Origin of the sequence: Arenibacter palladensis (genome assembly GCF_900129275.1) — a bacterium.
GTDB classification, from domain to species: Bacteria; Bacteroidota; Bacteroidia; order Flavobacteriales; family Flavobacteriaceae; genus Arenibacter; species Arenibacter palladensis.
This window is the reverse complement of sequence record NZ_FQUX01000008.1, coordinates 124,118-143,888: the sequence shown is the minus strand read 5'-3', so window position 1 is coordinate 143,888 and position 19,771 is coordinate 124,118. Positions and strand designations below refer to the sequence as shown.

The following is a 19,771-nucleotide window of genomic DNA, read 5'->3' as shown; positions in this document are numbered from 1 at the left end:
GTAATATGGGGCTACCAGAAAAATTCATTAGCTGCGATTGGGGTACCTCCAATTTTAGGCTTCGTTTGGTGGAAACACATTCCTTAAAGATCTTTTCGGAAGTCAGGACCGATCTGGGAATTAAGAAGTGTTACCAACTTTTTACCGCGCAAAGTGAACGGTCCCAAGAATCCTTTTTTGCGGATTATTTGTTGGCTCAACTGGAAAAGTTGGATGTACAGGAACCTGGAAAGGTTTATTTGGTGGCTTCGGGCATGCTGTCCTCTTCCATAGGGATGCAGGAATTGGAGTATTGCCAAATGCCCATTGCCTTTACGGGAGAAGGCCTAATAAGTAAATGGCATCCGGTCAAAAACAAATTGGACCTGCTCCTGATTTCTGGGGCAAGGACCAATAACGATGTAATGAGGGGAGAGGAAATCCAGGCCATTGGGCTATCGGATTACCTGCCCAAGAATGAAAAGGGGGTTCTGTTGTTGCCCGGGACCCACAGTAAACATATCCATTTTGATGCTGGGAGATTTATAGATTTTACCACCTATATGACAGGTGAATTATTTGAGGTTATAGGGAAGCACACTATTTTGTCGGCTTCCCTTGAGGAATCGCAATGGAGCCCTTTAAATAAGGATATTTTTCTGAGAGGAGTTGAAAAAGGAGTTGACAACCAACTGATGGCCTCGCTTTTTTCCATTAGGGCAAATAGCTTGATACATAAATCTTACAGTTCTGAAAACTATTATTTTCTATCTGGATTGTTGATCGGAGCGGAGTTGTCCCATTTTAAAGATAGCAGTGAAACGGTTTTCCTTGCCGTAACTGGAATACAGAACGAATTGTACCAATTGGCTTTGAAATCATTTATACCCGAGGCCCGAATCGTTTGTTTTGAGCCACAAATTATAGAAACGGCCCTACTGGTAGGGCAGCGTAAAATTTTGGAAACACATGTCAAATAAAGTAGCATTTTCTTGGGAGCTCTATAATAAGGCACCTATTGTGAGTATAGTAAGGGGGGTGTCCATGGAGGTAATGCTGGATATTGCCAAGGCGTATTTGGGGGCAGGCCTTCATACCATAGAGATAACCATGAATACCGCTGGGGCCACAGAGATGATATCCAAACTAAGGGGCGAATTCAAAGAACTTAATGTGGGTGCGGGTACGGTCTGCAATATGGAAGATTATGAAAAGGCCGTTGCTGCGGGAGCCCAGTTTATAGTTACCCCCATCATTGATGAGGTCGTTATTAAAACGGCTGTAGCACAAGGGATACCTATTTTTCCGGGAGCATACTCCCCAACGGAAATATATAAGGCTTGGAGTTTAGGGGCATCAGCCGTAAAAATATTCCCGGCCACCCAGCTTGGGGTTCAATTTATTAAGGACATTGCGGCTCCGCTTAACAACATAAAGCTTTTGCCTACTGGCGGAGTTTCTTTGGAAAATATCAAATCGTTTTTTGAGGCCGGTGCCGTGGGCGTTGGAATGGGCAGCTCGCTCTTTAATAAAAAGCTGATTCAAGAAGGTGATTTTGAAGGGCTTGCAAAGCATTTTGCAAATATAAAGTCTGAAATAAATCGCTTTTAATCAACAGAATAAGAGTAAAATAACTTTGAAGCGTTATAAAAATATACTTGAAGGTCAATTGTTTTCTAATATTTAATTTAAAAAAAATGAAAAAGTCATTAATAAGGGGGGGGTTATTTGCAATCCTACATTTAGTAATTTTTCAAGGATTTGCCGGTAACGGCAATAGTACTTTGGCTCATGTGCCAGAGGAACCGACTGTTTTGGAAAATAGAGCCATTAAAATTTCAGTTGATGGAGCAAGTGGTTGTTTTACGGTACTAGAGAAAAAATCCGGGCAACTATGGGGCTCGGACCCTTGGGAAAATGCAGCGGGACTTCTTACTTTGACCGATTCCAAGGGAAAAAAGCAGACTGTTAATCTTTCGAAAAGCAAAAAAATTGAAGTTTCCAAAACAGACGCTGGAACGGTAACGATAAAATTCCTGGATCCTGTCCTTGAAGATGGAACAGTAGCCAAGGGCGTCCGTATAGGAACTCAATTAAAGCTCGATCAAAATGCAGAGCATCTGAACGTGCTTATTACGGAGCATCAAGGGGGTAGCTTTAAGTTACTGGATTTGCGCTATCCTTCAAGACAGTTTAGTCTTAAGACGGACGAGGATAAGGGTGCGGCAGTAATTCCACAAAAACAAGGTGTTATTTGCCCGTCTTATATTTTCCCCATGAATGGAGGGCGTTTTTGTAAGTGGGATGATGCTACTTATAACAATAAATCTGTAGGCTCCTTGGAATTGTTCAATAATGGTACTGGATTAACCATGCCTTGGTGGGGAACTTATAATGAAAAATCGGCTGTCGTAGGCATTTTGGAAGAGGATTCAAGACCTGATATGATGTATAATGTCAACAATAATGGTCAGTATTTATTTAATCCAAAAGGTGAGATGTCACCTTATCAACGAATCGTTTTTTTGGATCCTGTTTGGAAGTTGGACGGGGATGTTGGAAAAATGGCCATCAACTACCACTTTATTCCTGGAGGGGACTATGTAGATATGGCCAAAATATATAAGAAGGAAGCTATTAAAAAGGGCTATTTTGTAACGCTCAAGGACAAGGCCGCTAGAAATCCGAATGTTAATAAATTACCTGGGGCTATTTATTTTGGTATATATGGAGGATACCCCCATTATGTGAATATGCCGGGGATGGCGTTTACTTTTGATGAACTAAAGGAAATGATCAGAAGCATTCGTGAAGATTTAGGGGTCGATAAGGCTTTTGTACATGCTTGGGGAACCTTTTCCAATTTTGTGCCGCACAACTTTCCTATAAGCGAGGAGTTAGGTGGGCCGGCCAAATTAAAAGCAGCAGTAGATTTGGCCAAATCATACGGTTACTTGTATTCGTCATATCATGCCTATTCGCCTATGTTGGAAAACGACCCGGATTTTACAACAGATCTTATGCAACGGGATGAGGAAGGAAAGCTTATGAATACAGGTAGTCGCTGGGCTCGTGTAGATCCCAAATTTCAAAAATCCCTTGCCCAAAAAAATATTGAAAATGAAATCTCATATCTAGGTCTGGAAGCCGACATTACAGATATTACATTTGCCGCATATAGAGAATCCGGTAAGGAGGGTAGATTGGAGCTGGCCAAATACATAGACAGTTTTAACTTGGTAAATGGTACCGAACACGGTCAAGAACAATGGATTCCCTATTTTGATATGTTCGAAGGAATGACCTATTTGGAAGATCGGCCACTATCCGTAATTTCCCATCCCGCCCCCTTGTTCAATTTGGTATATCATGAGGCCATTGCAAATTTCGGAAAGATCCAAGATCCGGACAACGAGGTTACCGCTAATGGTGATTTTAGGATAAAAGCCTTGCGGAGTATGTTATTTGGAAGGGGAACTACCATATTTTTTGCTCCATATGAATTTGAAGGTATGAGGCCCATGATCAAAATGGCCCAAAAATTAGTGAGTCCGGTACATGAGGAAACTTTCTTTTCGGAGTTGCTAAAACATGAATATTTGAGTGCCGATTATAAGGTACAGCGAAGTCGCTTTTCAAATGGCACAGAAGTAGTGGCCAATTTGGGGCCAGTAGCTCAAAAAATCGAAGGGGATATTAGCATTCCTGGTTATGGTTATAGAATCACTATGCAGGATGGAAGTGTAAAAAATGGTCACTTTGAAGTAAGCCTCATAGCAGAATAATTTTAATTGTGGACCAACTTGTTTGCAATGAACAAATAACACTAAGTAGATGAATTAAACTTTTAACCACATAGGCATCCCCACAAATGAAGAAAGAAACTTGGACGGGTTTTACGAACCTGGAAGGATTCACTATACAGAATTCGACAAAGATCAGTACCAGATAGAATGGGTTAAGTTCGACAACAACAGCCCTATGCCAGAAATGATGCGAACACTTCCTCATGTGGCCTATTTAGTTGATGAAATGGAACAAGCCCTTAAAGGATGTGAAATTCTAGTGGAAACATTTTCTCCGGCAGAAGGAGTTCGAGTGGCTTTCATTGTCCACAAAGGATCTCCCGTAGAATTTATGGAAATATCAAAATAACCTTATATTTAACTTTTTAAGGAGCCATTACTACTTTATAAATCGTTCTACTTTTATACTTTACTAGTTAAACAACCTAATAAATGAAATTTCCAAAGTCTGCCAAACCCACAAAAAAGCGTTACAATATATTAGCACTGATTTTTGGAACGGTAGTAATCAATTATTTGGATAGAACAAACATATCGGTTGCGGCGTCGGCTATGCGCGAATCTTTGGAAATAAGTACCGTTCAAATGGGACTGGTGTTTTCCGCATTTGGCTGGACCTATGTAGCTCTGCAAGTTCCAGGTGGAGTTATAGTTGATAAAATGCGATTGCGAATATTATATGCCTTAATGCTCTTTCTTTGGTCTATTGCTACTCTATTGCAAGGGTTTGTAAATTCGTTTGCCGTTCTTTTGGGTCTACGGGCGAGTATCGGGGTATTCGAAGCTCCCTCTTATCCGGCTAACAATGCTATAGTTACCAAGTGGTTTCCTGAAGAAGAAAGGGCGTCGGCGATAGCCATTTATACTTCCGGTCAATTTATTGGACTAGCTTTTTTGTTTCCCGTTTTAACGGCAGTACAAGATTGGGTTGGCTGGCGTGGGCTACTCATTGCCTCTGGTCTTGTTGGTATAATCTGGGCCGTTGTTTGGTATGCTTTTTATCGGGACCCCGATAGGCACGGAAGTATTAATGCGGCCGAACTTTCATATATAGAAAAGGGTGGTGGGTTAGTAAAGGTTGCCAAGAAATCAACTTCATTGGCAAAATTCAGTTGGGCGGATTTTGCCGAGGCGTTCAAGCATCGTAAATTATGGGGAGTTTATATCGGACAATTTTGTGTGGGTTCTGTGGCTATTTTCTTTCTCACCTGGTTTCCCACATATTTGGTGGAGTACCGGGGGTTCGATTTTATTAAATCCGGTTTCTTGGCCTCCGTGCCATTTCTAGCGGCATTTCTGGGGGTACTTTTGTCAGGTTTTACTTCTGACTACATGATAAAAAAAGGATACTCCATCGAATTTTCAAGAAAAACCCCTGTTTTGATCGGTTTTTTTTTATCGTTCAGTATTGTCGGGGCAAATTATACAGATAGCACTTTTTTTATAATTTTATTCTTGACTATTGCCTTTTTTGGCAACGGACTAGCCTCGATTACTTGGGTATTCGTTTCGTTGATTGCCCCAAAGCATCTGGTAGGCCTGATCGGAGGAGTTTTTAATTTAATGGGCGGATTATCGGCGGTCATAGTCCCAGTGGTAATAGGTGCCCTGGTGGATAAGGACGATTTTAGCCCTGCACTTTTTTTTATTGGGGGCATCACAATAGTGGGCTTTCTTTCCTTTTTGCTAATAGTGGGAAAAATAAAAAGAATAGAACTGGATTCCGCATAAGGGCGGGTAATAAGACTTAGGGCAACTAAAAATACTAATAAGAAGATGAAAATAACCGACATTAAATCATTTCCCGTCAACATTGCCGAAAGGAGCCAATTGAACATTAAAATTGAGACCGATGAAGGCATTTATGGTTGGGGCGCTTCCGGAATTAGCGGCCGAGAGTTGGCCGTTATAGGTGCCATTGACCATTTTCGCCCACTTTTAATAGGTAAGGATCCGTTTCAAATCGGCGCCATTTGGCAAGATTTGTATCGTGGCCAGTATTTTGAAGGTGGCAGGGTATTGACGGCTGCAATTTCAGCCATAGATATTGCGCTCTATGATATTAAGGGAAAGGCATTGGGTGTACCGGTCTATGAACTATTGGGGGGTAAACAACGAGACTATGTGGATTGTTTTGCTTCCTTGCTTTTTCGTTCTAAGGAAGAATTAATTGAAAAGGCAAGGGTCTTGGTTAAGGAAGGATGGAATGTGCTAAGACTTGCTCCTGCTGAGTATTTAGGCAAGTCTGAATCAATATTTGAACCACGGGAATCTATCGCAATTGTCTCCGAATGGGTAACAGAACTACGAAAGGAATTAGGGTCATTACCAACCATTGGCATCGATTACCATCACCGTCTTACGGCTGCCGAGACCGTATCTTTCATAAACAGAATGCCCGTAGGAACACTTGATTTTATTGAGGAGCCCATAAGGGATGAGACTCCTGAAGCCTATGAAAGCTTGCGCAAAATGATTCCTGTACCTTTTGCCCTTGGCGAGGAATTTGCCAGTAAATGGCAATTTTTGCCTTATTTGGAAAGAGGAATCACACAATTTGCAAGAATCGATGTTTGTAATGTGGGAGGATTGACGGAAGCCATGAAAGTGGCTGCCATGGCCGAGGCCCATTATATTGATCTGATGCCACACAATCCCATTGGGCCCATTTGTACGGCGGCTTCTTTGCATCTTGCAGCCGCATCCCCAAATTTTGGGTGGATGGAGGAACTTCACACACCAGTGGAAAACCCTGGTTTTGATAATCCGAAGTATTATCCTCAACAACCGGTAATGGAAGGATCCCGCTATATTTTACCTTCAGGTCCGGGTCTAGGGGTAGAATTCAACGAAGAATTGGCATCCAAAACAACTTTTAAAATGGTGGAAACTCCACGATTAAAACGCAAAGACGGTTCCTTTACCAATTGGTAGGGTTTTAAGGTTTTTCAATTCTGCGTGATAACAGGATACCAAATAGAATGATATAAAATTTATATGAGCTCCAATTTAAATACTAAAAAATGATTTGTTTCTGCTCCAATGGTGGGATGTATCCCAATAGATTAAAATATCACCTCGCCATAGTCGTTTTCATAACTATTTTTATAACTTCCTCAACCTTGGTTTCGCAAACAAAAAAACCAAATATCATTATCATGATGACCGATGATCAAGGTTATGGCGATATTGGTATGCATGGAAATCCGTACCTAAAGACTCCCAACATGGAAGCCATTGCAAAAAAAGGTATTGAAATGATCAATTTCTTGGCGTATCCCAACTGTTCTGCATCCCGAGCTGCACTTCTGACCGGAAGATACCCCTATCGCACTGGGGTCACCGCCGTTACTCAAGTAGACCATTTTATGAACACTTCGGAATTGACCATAGCAGAAATTCTAAAAGAGAACGGCTATCACACAGGAATATTCGGTAAATGGCATTTGGGAGATAATTTCCCAATGCGACCCACCGACCAAGGTTTTGAGGAAGCCCTAGTTCATAAAGGAGGAGGCATAGGCCAGGCTGCAGGGCCTGCCGGTAACACTTATTTCGATCCCGTACTTGAGCATAACAACGTTTCAAAGAAGTACAAGGGCTACTGTGATGATATCTTTACCGAGGCGGCCATAGATTTTATGGCTCAAAAGGACGGAAAGCCCTTTTTTACCTATTTGGCTACCAACTTGCCACATTTTCCATTGCAGGTACCGGATGAGAGAGCCGAACCATATCGTAGGATAGGGTTGCACGAAGACAATGCACTTACCTATGGCATGATTGACAATATTGACTATAATGTAGGTAGAGTACTAAATCATATTAAAAGGCTTGGTTTGGAAAAAAATACCATAGTGATATTTCTTTCCGATAACGGACCAAGACATAGAAGAACAAAAAATGACGTGTATCCAGGTCGTTGGGTCGCCAATCTTAGAGGAACTAAAACCAGTGTTTATGAGGCTGGTATAAGGGTGCCCTTTTTTGTAAAATGGCCCACAGAACTTTCAATGGGCCTACAACGTAGAACCATGGGTTCTGTTATAGATATTGCACCTACACTTTTAGATATGGCCAACATTAAAGAGCCTGAAAATATTAAATTCGATGGCAAATCGTTGCTTCGTCTTTGGAAAGATAATGATACGGCTTTACTTCAAGATAGAGCATTTTTCACCCAAATGCATTATGGCCCTACACCTTTTAAATATATGCATTTTGCAGTAAGGACGCAGAAATATAAATTGATCGGCCCCCATGATGACCCACATAATATTTTGTACCAACCTAAAGACGGGGAATTAAAAAAAATACTTGCCAATCTGGAGCTATATGATATTGAAATTGATCCAAGCGAACGCATCAATCTAGCCACCAAACATCCAGAACTGGTAGAAGACCTATTGGAGCGATACGAAAACTGGTTCGATGAAGTAACCGAAGAACGCGATGCAAAAGGCATTCAGCGCATCCATTTGGGCAGTATGGAACAGCCAAATGTGAATTTGTCACGCTTCGATTGGGGCGGCCCTAGGGTAATTTCTGAAAACGAACTAGGGTATTGGCGTGTAACAGCATCGGGCGGAACATATGAAATTAGCCTAGACTTGCCACCATTGACGGCAGATGGTATCGCACATATTAAATTTCTTAATGTTCATTTTGAACTTCCCGTTAAGAAAAATCAGGAGAGGGTCGTGTTCAATAATGTAGTACTTCCTCAGGGGGACGGTAATTTTCACGCTTACCTGAAAACTGAAAGGCTAGCAACAGGTCCCCTCTTTGTTGATGTAAAACGGTTGGACTAACGCTGTAGGTATTCTATTTCTTGCTGGAGTTACGGGATTGCAACATTCCACTGAAATGCTTCTATATATTCCATTACAAGGCGTATTGTGGTAAAATAATGCCGGCCTAAGGTAAATTTCATTAATCCTTACAAACTTTATTTTGATTAATTTGTATGGGTTGGATTTCTAGAATATGAAATCTAAAGTAGTATAATGTCATTTGCTTTAATCGTGGACAATATGAAAAATCTTTTTGTACTTATTTGTGTCATTACATCATTGCAAGTTGGGGTGGCCCAAGAACAGCCGAATATAGTGTTGTTGTTTGCAGATGATGCCGGTTACGCCGATTTTGGTTTTCAGGGCAGTACCGTCATGAAAACCCCTAATTTGGATAAATTGGCCAAACAAGGTGTCCGTTTTACCCAGGCTTATGTTACACACCCTACCTGTGGCCCTTCTAGAGCAGGGCTAATTACAGGAAAGTCGCAATATAGATTTGGATATGAAGAAAACAACGTTCCTGGGTTTATGAGCGCGGTATCGGCCGCTGATGGTGCGGAAATGGGCCTTCCGGTTGAAGAAGTTACCATGGCAGATTATTTAAAAAAACAGGGCTATGCCACAGCCTTCTACGGTAAATGGCATTTAGGTGGAGCCGATCGTTTTCATCCTTTGAAACGTGGTTTTGATGAGTTTTATGGTTTTCGGGGAGGTGCTCGCGACTATTTTCCTTATGAAGCCGAGCCAACCGAATCCCTTAATAAAATGGAGCGCAATTTTGGTCTGTTCGAAGAACATACTGGGTATTTGACCGATGTCTTGGCCGAGGAATCCCTTAGTTTTATTGAAAGAAAAAGTAAGTCGAAAACACCATTCTTCGCCTTTCTTTCCTTCAATGCCGTCCACACGCCAATGGATGCCACGGAGGAGGATTTAAATCAATTTCCTAGTTTATCAGGCAATAGAAAAATAGTGGCGGCAATGACCTTGGCTTTAGACCGGGCTGCCGGAAAAATATTGAATAAATTGTCCGAGTTGGGTATAGCGGAGAATACCATTGTGGTCTTTACCAATGACAATGGGGGACCTTCAGATAAGAATGGATCTGACAATAGCCCTTTAAGTGGTATAAAATCTACTCATTTGGAAGGTGGTATACGGGTCCCGTTCTTAATGAGGTGGCCAGGACATTTAAAACCCAATACCACCTATGACCAGCCAATTAGCACCTTTGATCTTCTACCTACCTTTTATTTTGCAGCAGGGGGTCCTGTTCACGACTTAAAGGATATTGATGGTGTAGATATAGTTCCTTTTGTAAATGGAAAGAAAACGGAACGCCCCCATGAGGTACTTTTTTGGAAGCGGGATGCGCGGGCTGCCATGAGAAAAGGGGACTGGAAATTGGTGCGCTTCCCGGATCGTCCTGCTCAGCTTTTTTATCTTCCGGATGATGAAAGGGAATTAAATGATCTTTCGGCTTCGGAACCTGGTAGGTTTAAGCAGATGTATAAAGAACTGTTTGCTTGGGAAGCCACGCTTGAACGTCCGAGGTGGCTGCTTAAGAAGAGTTACGAAAAAGCGGATATAGACCGAATGGATGCTTATTGGCATAAAAATGATGAGAATTAAATATAAAGTGAAAAAATGAAAAATATATCGATTTTCCTACTTGGATTATTTTTGGTCCTCTCTTGTCAAGAAAAAACAGTTGATACGGATTCTTTAAGGACAGAATCATCAACAAAAGTAAATTATGCCAGCTCCCTCGATACTGGAAAGGGTATTATAAACAACGCAAACAGCCCACATGCTAAATTAAAAAGTATTGATATTGGGGATTGCCGATGGACGGAAGGATTTTGGGCCGAAAAATGGAAAATTGCGGAAGAAGTTATGATTCCGCATATGGGAACTATCTTAAAGGGAGATATTGGACATGGATATAATAATTTTAAGATTGCTGCTGGGATTCAGGAAGGGGAACACAAAGGATTTTGGTGGCATGATGGGGATTTCTATAAGTGGATGGAGGCCTCTACCTATATTTACGCCATTAACAAGGATGAGAAAATAGTGGCGGAATTAGATGAGATCATAGAAGTTATTGCCAAAGCACAGCAAAAAGACGGCTATCTTTCTACTCCTATAATTATAAGGGACGATCTTGAGCCGTTTACCAACCGGAGGTATCACGAGTTGTATAATAGTGGACACTTAATGACTGCGGCCTGTATTCACAACAGGGTAACGGGAAAAACAAATTTTCTTGATATAGCTGTAAAACATGCCGATTATTTGTACGACCTTTTTTCTCCCAAGTCGGATCATTTGAAAAGATTTGGTTTCAATCAGACACAGATTATGGGCTTGGTAGAGCTATATCGTACCACAAAGGACAAGCGTTACCTGGAATTGGCAGAACAGTTTATTAATATGCGGGGAACCTATAAAATAGAGGACGATGAAACTACCAAGGGATACCCCATAGGCGATATGGTTCAGGAAAGGGTAGCTTTGAGAGAGGAAACCGAAGCAGTGGGCCATGCTGTTTTGGCATTGTACTACTACGCAGGTGCGGCAGATGTGTACGCAGAAACTGGGGAAAAGGCGTTAATAGATGCTCTTGACCGACTATGGGAGAATGTGACTTTGAAAAAAATGTATGTTACAGGGGCTGTTGGTCAAACACATTATGGCAGGTCTTCCAGATTGGATAAAATAGAGGAAGGCTTTATAGACGAATATATGATGCCCAATATGACGGCCTATAATGAGACCTGTGCCAATATCTGTAACTCCATGTTCAACCATAGAATGCTGACCTTGAGTGGGAATTCCAAACATGTAGATATTATGGAGTTGGTTCTGCACAATAGCGGTTTGTCCGGTATTAGCTTGGATGGCACCCATTATTACTATTCCAATCCCTTGCGCAAGATAGAAGGTGCCCTGGATTATGATAAAATGAATGTTGAGTTTCCTGAGAGACAACCTTATCTTCAATGTTTTTGTTGTCCGCCAAATTTGGTGAGAACAATTGCCCAATCCCCGGGATGGGCCTATAGCAAGTCTGAAAATGGTATTTCAGTAAACCTTTACGGAGGCAACAAGTTAGAAACGAACCTATTGGACGGTACCGTAATTAAATTGAAACAAGAAACTGATTATCCCTGGAACGGGACTGTTAAGATAACCATAGAGGAATGTAAAGATTCACCTTACGAGTTGCTTTTAAGAATACCAGAGTGGGCTAAAGGAACTAAAGTTACGGTCAATAATCAATCCGTCGATAACATTATTCCCGGTAATTTTGCCAAAATCGAACGTAAATGGACTGCAGGGGATATAATATTGTTGGATATGCCTATGGAAACCAAATTTGTGGAAGGGCATCCCCGTATAGAGGAGGTGCGCAACCAAGTGGCCGTTAAAAGAGGTCCGGTCGTTTATTGTATCGAGTCAGCGGATCTGCCATCACAAACCGATATTACTTCTGTGTATTTGTCCTCTAATAAAATGTTGGTCCCAACCAATAGGCCCGATTTTTTAGGTGGGGTTACAACCTTGGAGGGAGAGATATTGATTAGGAAGGACAAATTGGAAGGTATGTATCGTGAGGTATCAGCTCCAATATTTGAAAAATACAAAACCAATTTAATACCCTATTATGCTTGGAGCAATAGGGGCCAAGGAGAAATGACGGTTTTCTTACCAGTGATCTGGGGTCAATAGTGACGCTTATCTGAATTTAATTTTTTAAAAAGGAGGGAATGGGTTCATACCAAAGTAAGGCTTTTACATATGCGACCATAGTAGCCATGGGCGGTTTTATTTTCGGCTTGGATGCTGCGGTAATTTCGGGTACCGTGAATTATATAACCCAGGAGTTTGGACTTTCGGAACTTCAACTGGGTACCGCGGTAAGTGCACCTGCACTTGGTGTTCTTTTTGCCCTTCCCTTGGCAGGATGGGCTTGTGATCGCTTGGGCCGAAAAATAACCTTGCAGTTTGTTGCTGTATTGTATCTCTTTTCGGCAGTGGCATCAGCTTTGGCACCTAGTTTTTGGGCATTGGTAATAGCCCGTTTTATTGGAGGATTGGCCTTTAGTTCAATTTCACTTGCTTCTATGTACATAGGAGAAATAGCACCGGCAAAATGGAGGGGGAAATTGGTTTCTATGACGCAGATCAATATAGTAGTGGGCCTTTCTGCTGCATATTTTGTCAATTATTTGATACTGCAAGCCGCTGGTTCCGGTGCAGCTTGGGTGGACAATTGGGGCCTCACCGAGTATACTTGGAGATGGATGTTAGGCTCCGAAATTATTCCTGCACTTATTTGGTTGGTGCTACTGTTTTTAATCCCTGAGAGCCCTTCTTGGTTGGTGATGACAGGTAATATAGTCCAAGCAAAAAAGAATCTACGAAGAATTGTTCCGGAAGAAGAAATACTATTACATATACAGGATACACAAAAAAGTCTTGAGCTTACGGGTGAAAACCGGTCCATGGTTACACAGCTGAAGGAGATATTTGCCAAGCCGATGCGGGCCACACTTATTATTGCCGTAACCATAGCCATTGTACAACAGGCAACAGGGATTAATGCCATACTATTTTATGCTCCGACGGTTTTTGAACAATTAGGTCTTGGTACTGATGCCGCATTTGTACAGGCCATTTGGATTGGTCTTACCAGTATTATATTTACACTATTGGCCCTATTGTTAATAGATAAGGTTGGAAGACGGCCTATGATTATCTGGGGCATGGTTTGGATCATTATCAGTTTGGGAATGTGCTCCTATGGTTTTAAAACTGCCCGCTATACCCTTACGGAAAAAGCAATTTTAGAAATGACGGATATCCCCGATAGGAATAGGCTATTGGTTTTGACCGACAAGGAATATACGAGCGATACTGAATTTAAACAGGCATTAAAAGAAAGCCTTGGAGATAAGGATGTCCGGGAACACTCCAGTTTGTTAATTCAAAAGGCAGCAACACTTAACGCTACCCTAATTCTTATTGGGCTGTTAAGTTTTATAGCGGCCTTTCATTTTTCAGTAGGTCCAATCATGTGGGTTTTATTCTCTGAAATTTTCCCTATTTCACTTAGGGGGGTCGCCATTCCTTTTTTCACCTTAATTACCAGTCTTACTAATTATCTGGTACAACAGTTTTTTCCTTGGCAACTGGCTACCATGGGAGGAAGTGCCATATTTCTTTTTTATGCCCTTATGGTGGCCGTGGGCTTAATTATACTTTATCGCTACCTTAGGGAGACTAAAAATATGACCATTGAAGAAATTCAATTGGCACTGCAAAAAAAATAATTTAAGTATAACCATATTGTACTGATATTACTATTATGAATCTGGATCAAACCGTTGCGAAGCAAAATCTTGACAAAAATCACAGTCCCAATCTTAAATTTAAAAATGTGGACTATGGAGACTGTAAATGGACCAAGGGATTTTGGGCAGACAAGTTTAAATTATGCGAAGAGGTAATGGTGCCCTATATGGGAGAAGTGTTATGCGGAGATATTGGGCATGCGTTGAACAATTTCAAAATTGCCGCGGGTGAGAAACAGGGAGAACACAAAGGGATGTTTTGGCATGACGGTGACTTTTATAAATTTATGGAAGCCAAGACCTATGTTTATGGTCAAACCAAAAACCCCAATCTATTGGAGGAATTGGATGAATATATAGGAATCATAAGCAGGGCCCAAGAAAAGGATGGTTATTTACAGACCCAGATCCAGCTTCGCTCAGAGGTAGACAGATACGAGAACCGCAAGTACCATGAAATGTACAATACCGGACATTTGTTAATAAGTGCCTGTGTGCATTATCGGATTACTGGGCAAAGGAATTTTTTGGATATAGCCATTAAGCATGCGGATTTGCTTTATATTATTTTTATGCCTGATACCAAACACTATGGGCGCTTCGGTTTTAATCAGACACAGATTATGGGGCTGGTGGAGCTTTATAGAACTGTGGGTGACAGGAAATATTTGGAGTTGGCCGAAAAGTTCATTAATAATCGAGGTAAATATAAAGTAGAACATCATAGTACTACAGAAGGGTATCCTATAGGGGATATGGTGCAGGAGCGTACACCTTTGCGGGAGTCCAACGAAGCTGTTGGCCACGCAGTTCTAGCACTTTATTTTTATGCAGGGGCAGCGGATGTGTATGCCGAAACTGGTGAAAAGGCATTGATAGATGCTCTTGATCGACTATGGGAGAATGTTACCAATAAAAAAATGTATGTCACGGGGGCCGTTGGCCAAACACATTACGGCGCGTCGGCAAACAGGGATATGATCGAGGAAGGTTTTTTGGATGCTTACATGATGCCCAATATGACCGCATACAACGAAACCTGTGCCAACCTTTGTAATGCTATGTTCAGTTATAGGATGTTGGGCATACATGGGGAATCCAAATACGCTGATATTATGGAGCTTGTACTTTATAATAGTGCTCTTTCGGGTATCAGTGTTGCAGGTAAGGAATACTTCTATGCCAACCCATTGAGAATGCTTCATAATACAAGGGATTATAAGGCTCATGAAAACGTAACCGAAACTCCGGATAGAGAACCATATCTGAGCTGCTTTTGCTGTCCACCCAACTTGGTCCGAACCATTGCCACAGTTTCGGATTGGGCATATAGCCTGTCCGAAGACGGTATATCAGTAAATCTTTATGGTAGCAATTCGTTGGATACAAAATTAACAGATGGATCGCCCTTTAAGCTTTCCCAAGATACCGAGTATCCTTGGAAAGGTTTGGTGAAAATTACCGTGGAAGAATGCAGGAAATCGGCTATTGAAATTTGCTTGAGAATACCAGTATGGGTAGAGAATGCCACCTTGTTGTTAAATGGACAGGATATAGGTATCCCGATAATATCCGGATCTTACGCCAAGATAGCCCGTGTTTGGAAAAAGGGTGATATAATTACTTTGGACATGCCCATGACGGCGCGATTGGTAGAAGGTCACCCAAGAATAGAGGAAGTTAGGAACCAAGTCGCTGTTAAGCGGGGGCCAATAGTATACTGTATAGAAACGCCAGATTTACCACCGGATAATAGCATTTTGGACGTATACCTAAATGGTGATTCAGAACTGCAGGTTAGCTATCATCCGGATTTTTTGGGCGGAATTTGTACTTTGGAGACAGAGGTTTTACTACGAGTAGATAAGGGGGAAGGAATGTACAGAGCTAGCGGGAGGCCAAAATTTGAACCCTATAAAACCCGACTCATACCTTATTTTGCATGGAGCAACAGGGGCCAAGCAGAAATGACGGTATTTATACCCATAATATGGAACACTGATTCTATATCGTCAAAGCCTTAAGGCTAAAAGTTGAATTTTTAATGTATTGATGGAATATCAATTCAAGCGTGCTTTTTAATCTTCAATCTAGTTATTACTTGGAATCTTTGTTTTTGGGTAAAATAGTGTTACATCGGGTTAAATGGTGTTAACATAATACCGTGTAGTTTGATTTATTTTGAAGGTAATATAATTTGATAAGCAGCATGATTAGGTTCCTACAGTTTTTAATTTTCTTAATAGTATTAACCAGTTGCAAATCCAAGCAAGAGACAAAAGGAGTGCTTCAGGAAGAAAAACGGCCCAATATACTCTTTATAGCCATTGATGATCTGCGTCCCGAATTGGGCTGTTACGGCTCGGATATTGCCATATCTCCCAATATAGATGCCCTGGCCGCTACTGGACTATTATTCAACAATGCGTATTGCCAGGAGGCTATTTGTAGCCCATCAAGAGCTAGTTTAATGACAGGGGCTAGACCAGAATCTATCCAGGTAATTGAGAATTTCACTTATTTTCGGGAGCAAAATCCGGACATCATTACTTTGCCGCAACACTTTTGGGCAAATGGCTATGAAACGGTATACACGGGAAAAATATATCACAATAAGGAATTTGGTGATGCCGAACTTTCCTGGAGCAGAAAACCTGTAGCAATGGCTAATCCAAAAGTCGCTTTTGGATTTAAGCTGGCGGAAAACCAAAAAATGCAAAAAGAGAATGCTGCCGCCATGGTAGCAAAGTACGGTGAAAATGCCTTGAGAAATGGTTTGGGAAAAGGACCTGCCTATGAGTTTGCTGATTTTCCGGATAATGAATATGAAGACGGGCATAATACCGATTTGGCCATTGCCACCATGAAAGATATGCTCGAAAAGAATCCGGATAAACCATTCTTTTTGGGCCTTGGCATGAAAAAACCGCATCTAGATTGGGTAGCCCCCAAGAAATATTGGGATCTGTACGACGAAGATAAAATACAATTGGCGGAGCATGTAGAAGCACCCAAAAACGGAGCCACCATGGGATTGCATGCCTCGTTTGAATTAAGGGCACGGGCCGATATTCCTAAAAAAGGCTCCATTGAAAAGGAACTTGCCCTTAACCTAAAACATGCATACCTAGCTTGTGTAAGCTATGTAGATGCACAGATTGGCCGTATGTTGTCAGCTTTGGACGAGGCAGGCGTTCGTGATAATACCATCATAATACTGTGGAGCGATCATGGATGGCACCTGGGAGACATGGGTATTTGGGGAAAGGCTACCAACTATGAGATAGCAACACGAGTACCCTTAATTATTTCCACCCCAAATATGCCGGCCGCAATCCGCGGAAAGAAGACCGATGCTTTGGTGGAGCTGGTAGATATGTATCCGACTTTATGTGATTTGGCAGGCGTTTCATTGCCAGCACATCTTGAAGGACAGAGTTTCGCCCCGTTACTTTCGGACCCAGGTAGAGATTGGAAAAAGGCAGTTTTTAGCCAATTTCCAACACCAGCTTTACGTGAATGGGCGGCCAATCCCCTATCCAAAGGTATGCGGGAAACTTCATTTGGACCTTTAATAGAAGAAGAGGAAGAAGACATTAAGGCTCAACAAGGGGATAATTGGAATAGGGAATTATTCGAAAACCGCCTTATGGGATACGCCATGCGTACCAACAACTATAGGTTTGTGGTGTGGAAGGATTATACTAAACCTAAAGCAGATCCCATATTTTTTGAATTGTACGATCACCAGAAAGACCCTTCTGAAACCATCAATATTGCAGCGGGCAATCCCGTTTTAGTGGGAGAACTTTTAACACAGTTCAACAAAGGCTGGCAGGGAAATCTGGCGATAATGCCCTAATTTTATTTGGCTGTGCGATTTTAGTTTCAACTTTTAAATAACAAGTATTGTTACAATGATTAAATTCAAAGATATAAAGTTGCCCTTCGCGGTGATAACATTATTACTGGCCAATTATGTTATGGCACAGGATAGTAGACCAAATATTTTAGTCGTTCTATGTGATGATTTAGGATATAACGATGTTGGGTTCAACGGGTCTAAGGATATTAAAACGCCAGAATTGGATAAATTGGCCCATGGTGGTACTATTTTCACTTCAGCCTATGTGGCCCACCCCTTTTGTGGACCAAGTCGCTCTGCAATCCTAACGGGTAGGTATCCCCATTTCACGGGCACGGCCTATAATTTATTTCAAAATAGTAGTGAGGAAGATGCGGATAATATGGGGGTTCCTATAGAAGAAACCTATATGTCCAAAATATTGCAGGAAGCGGGGTATTATACCAGTGCTGTTGGTAAATGGCACCTAGGTGCAGCCCCTAAGTTTCACCCTAACAAAAGAGGATTCAACAATTTTTATGGATTCCTTGGCGGGGGGCACGAATATTTCCCTGAACAATATCATAAAACATATCAAGAACAGCTCAATAAAGGAAATAAGAATATTAGAGATTATCTAAAGCCACTGGAACACAATGGTCGGGATGTTGAAGAAACAGAATATCTAACAGATGCTTTTTCCAGGGAGGCTATTCGTGATATAAAAATAGCAGCGGAAAAGAAGAAACCATTTTTTATCTATCTAGCTTACAATGCACCGCACGTCCCCCTTCAAGCGAAAGCCGAAGACCTTAAAAAGTTTGCTAACATTAAGGATAAGGATAGACGCACTTACGCCGCAATGGTTTATGCCGTAGATCGTGGTATTGGTCAAATTGTAAGGAATTTAAAAGAAACCAAACAATATGAGAATACACTAATTGTATTCTTAAGTGACAATGGAGGGAACACCGATCATGGAGCCAATAATTACCCGCTTAAGGGAACCAAGGGAGATACTTGGGAGGGTGGTTACCGCGTGCCTATGTTTTTCCATTGGCCCAAAAAAATTGACGGAAAAAAACATTATGATTTTCCAGTATCCGCACTGGATCTATATCCCACTTTTGTGCAATTGGCAAAGACCAAGGTTTCCGGTAACAAGAAATTGGATGGCAAGGATATAATGGCCGATGTGCTGGCGGGAACAGATTCCTATAAGGATAAAATGATCTATTCCCTGCGTTACCGCGAAGGATATTCCGATGTTGGGGGTAGGCAAGGTGATTGGAAGATAACCCGTATGGCCAACGAGCCTTGGGGGTTGTTTAATATTAAGCAGGACATTGGTGAAAAGAAAAATTTAAGTGGAAGATATCCTGAACTTCTGGAAAAAATGGTAGCGGAGACCGAAAAATGGACTAAAGGTTTTGTTAAGCCGCTATGGTATTACTCCCTTAAGGACGAAGAATATTGGAACGATGGAAGAATGCCTCGTTATGATGAAACCTTCGAAATTTCCAAATTGGTTACTCATCCGTATAAAAATTGATCGGATCAAATGGAGTAGACCCACCCAAAACAAAGTGCCGATAATTACCGTATACAATAGGGTAGCATGCGGTTGATTGTGTTATCATCCATAAACCCCAACTCATTTGATACTTACCTATTAATGTCCCAATATTGGGATCACAGATTATATTATCCAATTTATTCTTCTTGAGAATATAGAACTCAAATGAGGTAAAATAGTGCTACCTAATGTTAAGTTTTGCAAATAACACCCCCTTTTTTTGCTTTTTCTTTGTAGAAGGATGTTGAAAATTATCAAATTGGCAATAGGCCTAGATAATAATAAGCTACACGTTTTTCTTGTGTAAAAGGAATAATATCCTGTTTGTTCTAAGATATAGGACATTTCAAAAAAAAAGGAGAGTGCGATAACACCCTCCAGAAAATTCATGCACAGCATGAGGTAAAGTA

General features: G+C 41.3%; 13 protein-coding genes. All 13 read left to right on the top strand.

What is annotated here, in order from left to right; translation table 11 throughout:
* Positions 1-5: 5 nt before the first annotated feature.
* Positions 6-959 (top strand): 2-dehydro-3-deoxygalactonokinase, encoded by a 954-nt coding sequence (locus BUA60_RS18340; RefSeq protein WP_072864267.1) that lies wholly within the window; start codon positions 6-8, stop codon positions 957-959.
* Entirely contained in the window at positions 949-1,590 is a 642-nt protein-coding gene (locus tag BUA60_RS18335) for a bifunctional 4-hydroxy-2-oxoglutarate aldolase/2-dehydro-3-deoxy-phosphogluconate aldolase (RefSeq protein ID WP_072864265.1), read from the top strand. Before BUA60_RS18340 ends, BUA60_RS18335 begins: the two co-directional genes overlap by 11 nt.
* An 86-nt stretch (positions 1,591-1,676) precedes the next feature.
* Positions 1,677-3,764, top strand: a complete 2,088-nt coding sequence (locus BUA60_RS18330; RefSeq protein WP_072864264.1) for a DUF5696 domain-containing protein — start codon at positions 1,677-1,679, stop codon at positions 3,762-3,764.
* 100 nt (positions 3,765-3,864) lie between these two features.
* Complete coding sequence (locus BUA60_RS18325) at positions 3,865-4,134, top strand: hypothetical protein (RefSeq protein ID WP_245802583.1); 270 nt, start codon at positions 3,865-3,867, stop codon at positions 4,132-4,134.
* A gap of 83 nt (positions 4,135-4,217) precedes the next feature.
* Complete coding sequence (locus BUA60_RS18320) at positions 4,218-5,516, top strand: MFS transporter (protein WP_072864261.1); 1,299 nt, start codon at positions 4,218-4,220, stop codon at positions 5,514-5,516.
* A gap of 45 nt (positions 5,517-5,561) precedes the next feature.
* On the top strand, positions 5,562-6,719 hold the full coding sequence (locus BUA60_RS18315) for a mandelate racemase/muconate lactonizing enzyme family protein (protein WP_072864259.1): 1,158 nt from the start codon (positions 5,562-5,564) through the stop codon (positions 6,717-6,719).
* 89 nt (positions 6,720-6,808) lie between these two features.
* Entirely contained in the window at positions 6,809-8,596 is a 1,788-nt protein-coding gene (locus tag BUA60_RS18310; RefSeq protein WP_245802582.1) for an arylsulfatase, read from the top strand.
* Positions 8,597-8,818: 222 nt separating this feature from the next.
* On the top strand, positions 8,819-10,213 hold the full coding sequence (locus BUA60_RS18305) for a sulfatase-like hydrolase/transferase (RefSeq protein WP_072864255.1): 1,395 nt from the start codon (positions 8,819-8,821) through the stop codon (positions 10,211-10,213).
* Positions 10,214-10,228: 15 nt separating this feature from the next.
* Positions 10,229-12,316 (top strand): glycoside hydrolase family 127 protein, encoded by a 2,088-nt coding sequence (locus BUA60_RS18300; protein ID WP_072864253.1) that lies wholly within the window; start codon positions 10,229-10,231, stop codon positions 12,314-12,316.
* Between the two features lie 38 nt (positions 12,317-12,354).
* Positions 12,355-13,920 carry an MFS transporter gene (locus BUA60_RS18295; protein WP_072864252.1) on the top strand — a complete coding sequence of 522 codons (1,566 nt, stop codon included), beginning with the start codon at positions 12,355-12,357 and terminating at the stop codon, positions 13,918-13,920.
* Positions 13,921-13,955: 35 nt separating this feature from the next.
* Complete coding sequence (locus BUA60_RS18290) at positions 13,956-15,965, top strand: glycoside hydrolase family 127 protein (RefSeq protein WP_072864250.1); 2,010 nt, start codon at positions 13,956-13,958, stop codon at positions 15,963-15,965.
* A 185-nt stretch (positions 15,966-16,150) separates the two neighbouring features.
* Positions 16,151-17,803, top strand: a complete 1,653-nt coding sequence (locus BUA60_RS18285; protein ID WP_072864249.1) for a sulfatase — start codon at positions 16,151-16,153, stop codon at positions 17,801-17,803.
* Positions 17,804-17,858: 55 nt separating this feature from the next.
* The gene (locus BUA60_RS18280) at positions 17,859-19,337 is read left to right on the top strand and encodes a sulfatase family protein (protein ID WP_072864247.1); all 1,479 of its coding nucleotides are present in this window, start codon (positions 17,859-17,861) and stop codon (positions 19,335-19,337) included.
* The last annotated feature ends 434 nt before the right edge of the window (positions 19,338-19,771 follow it).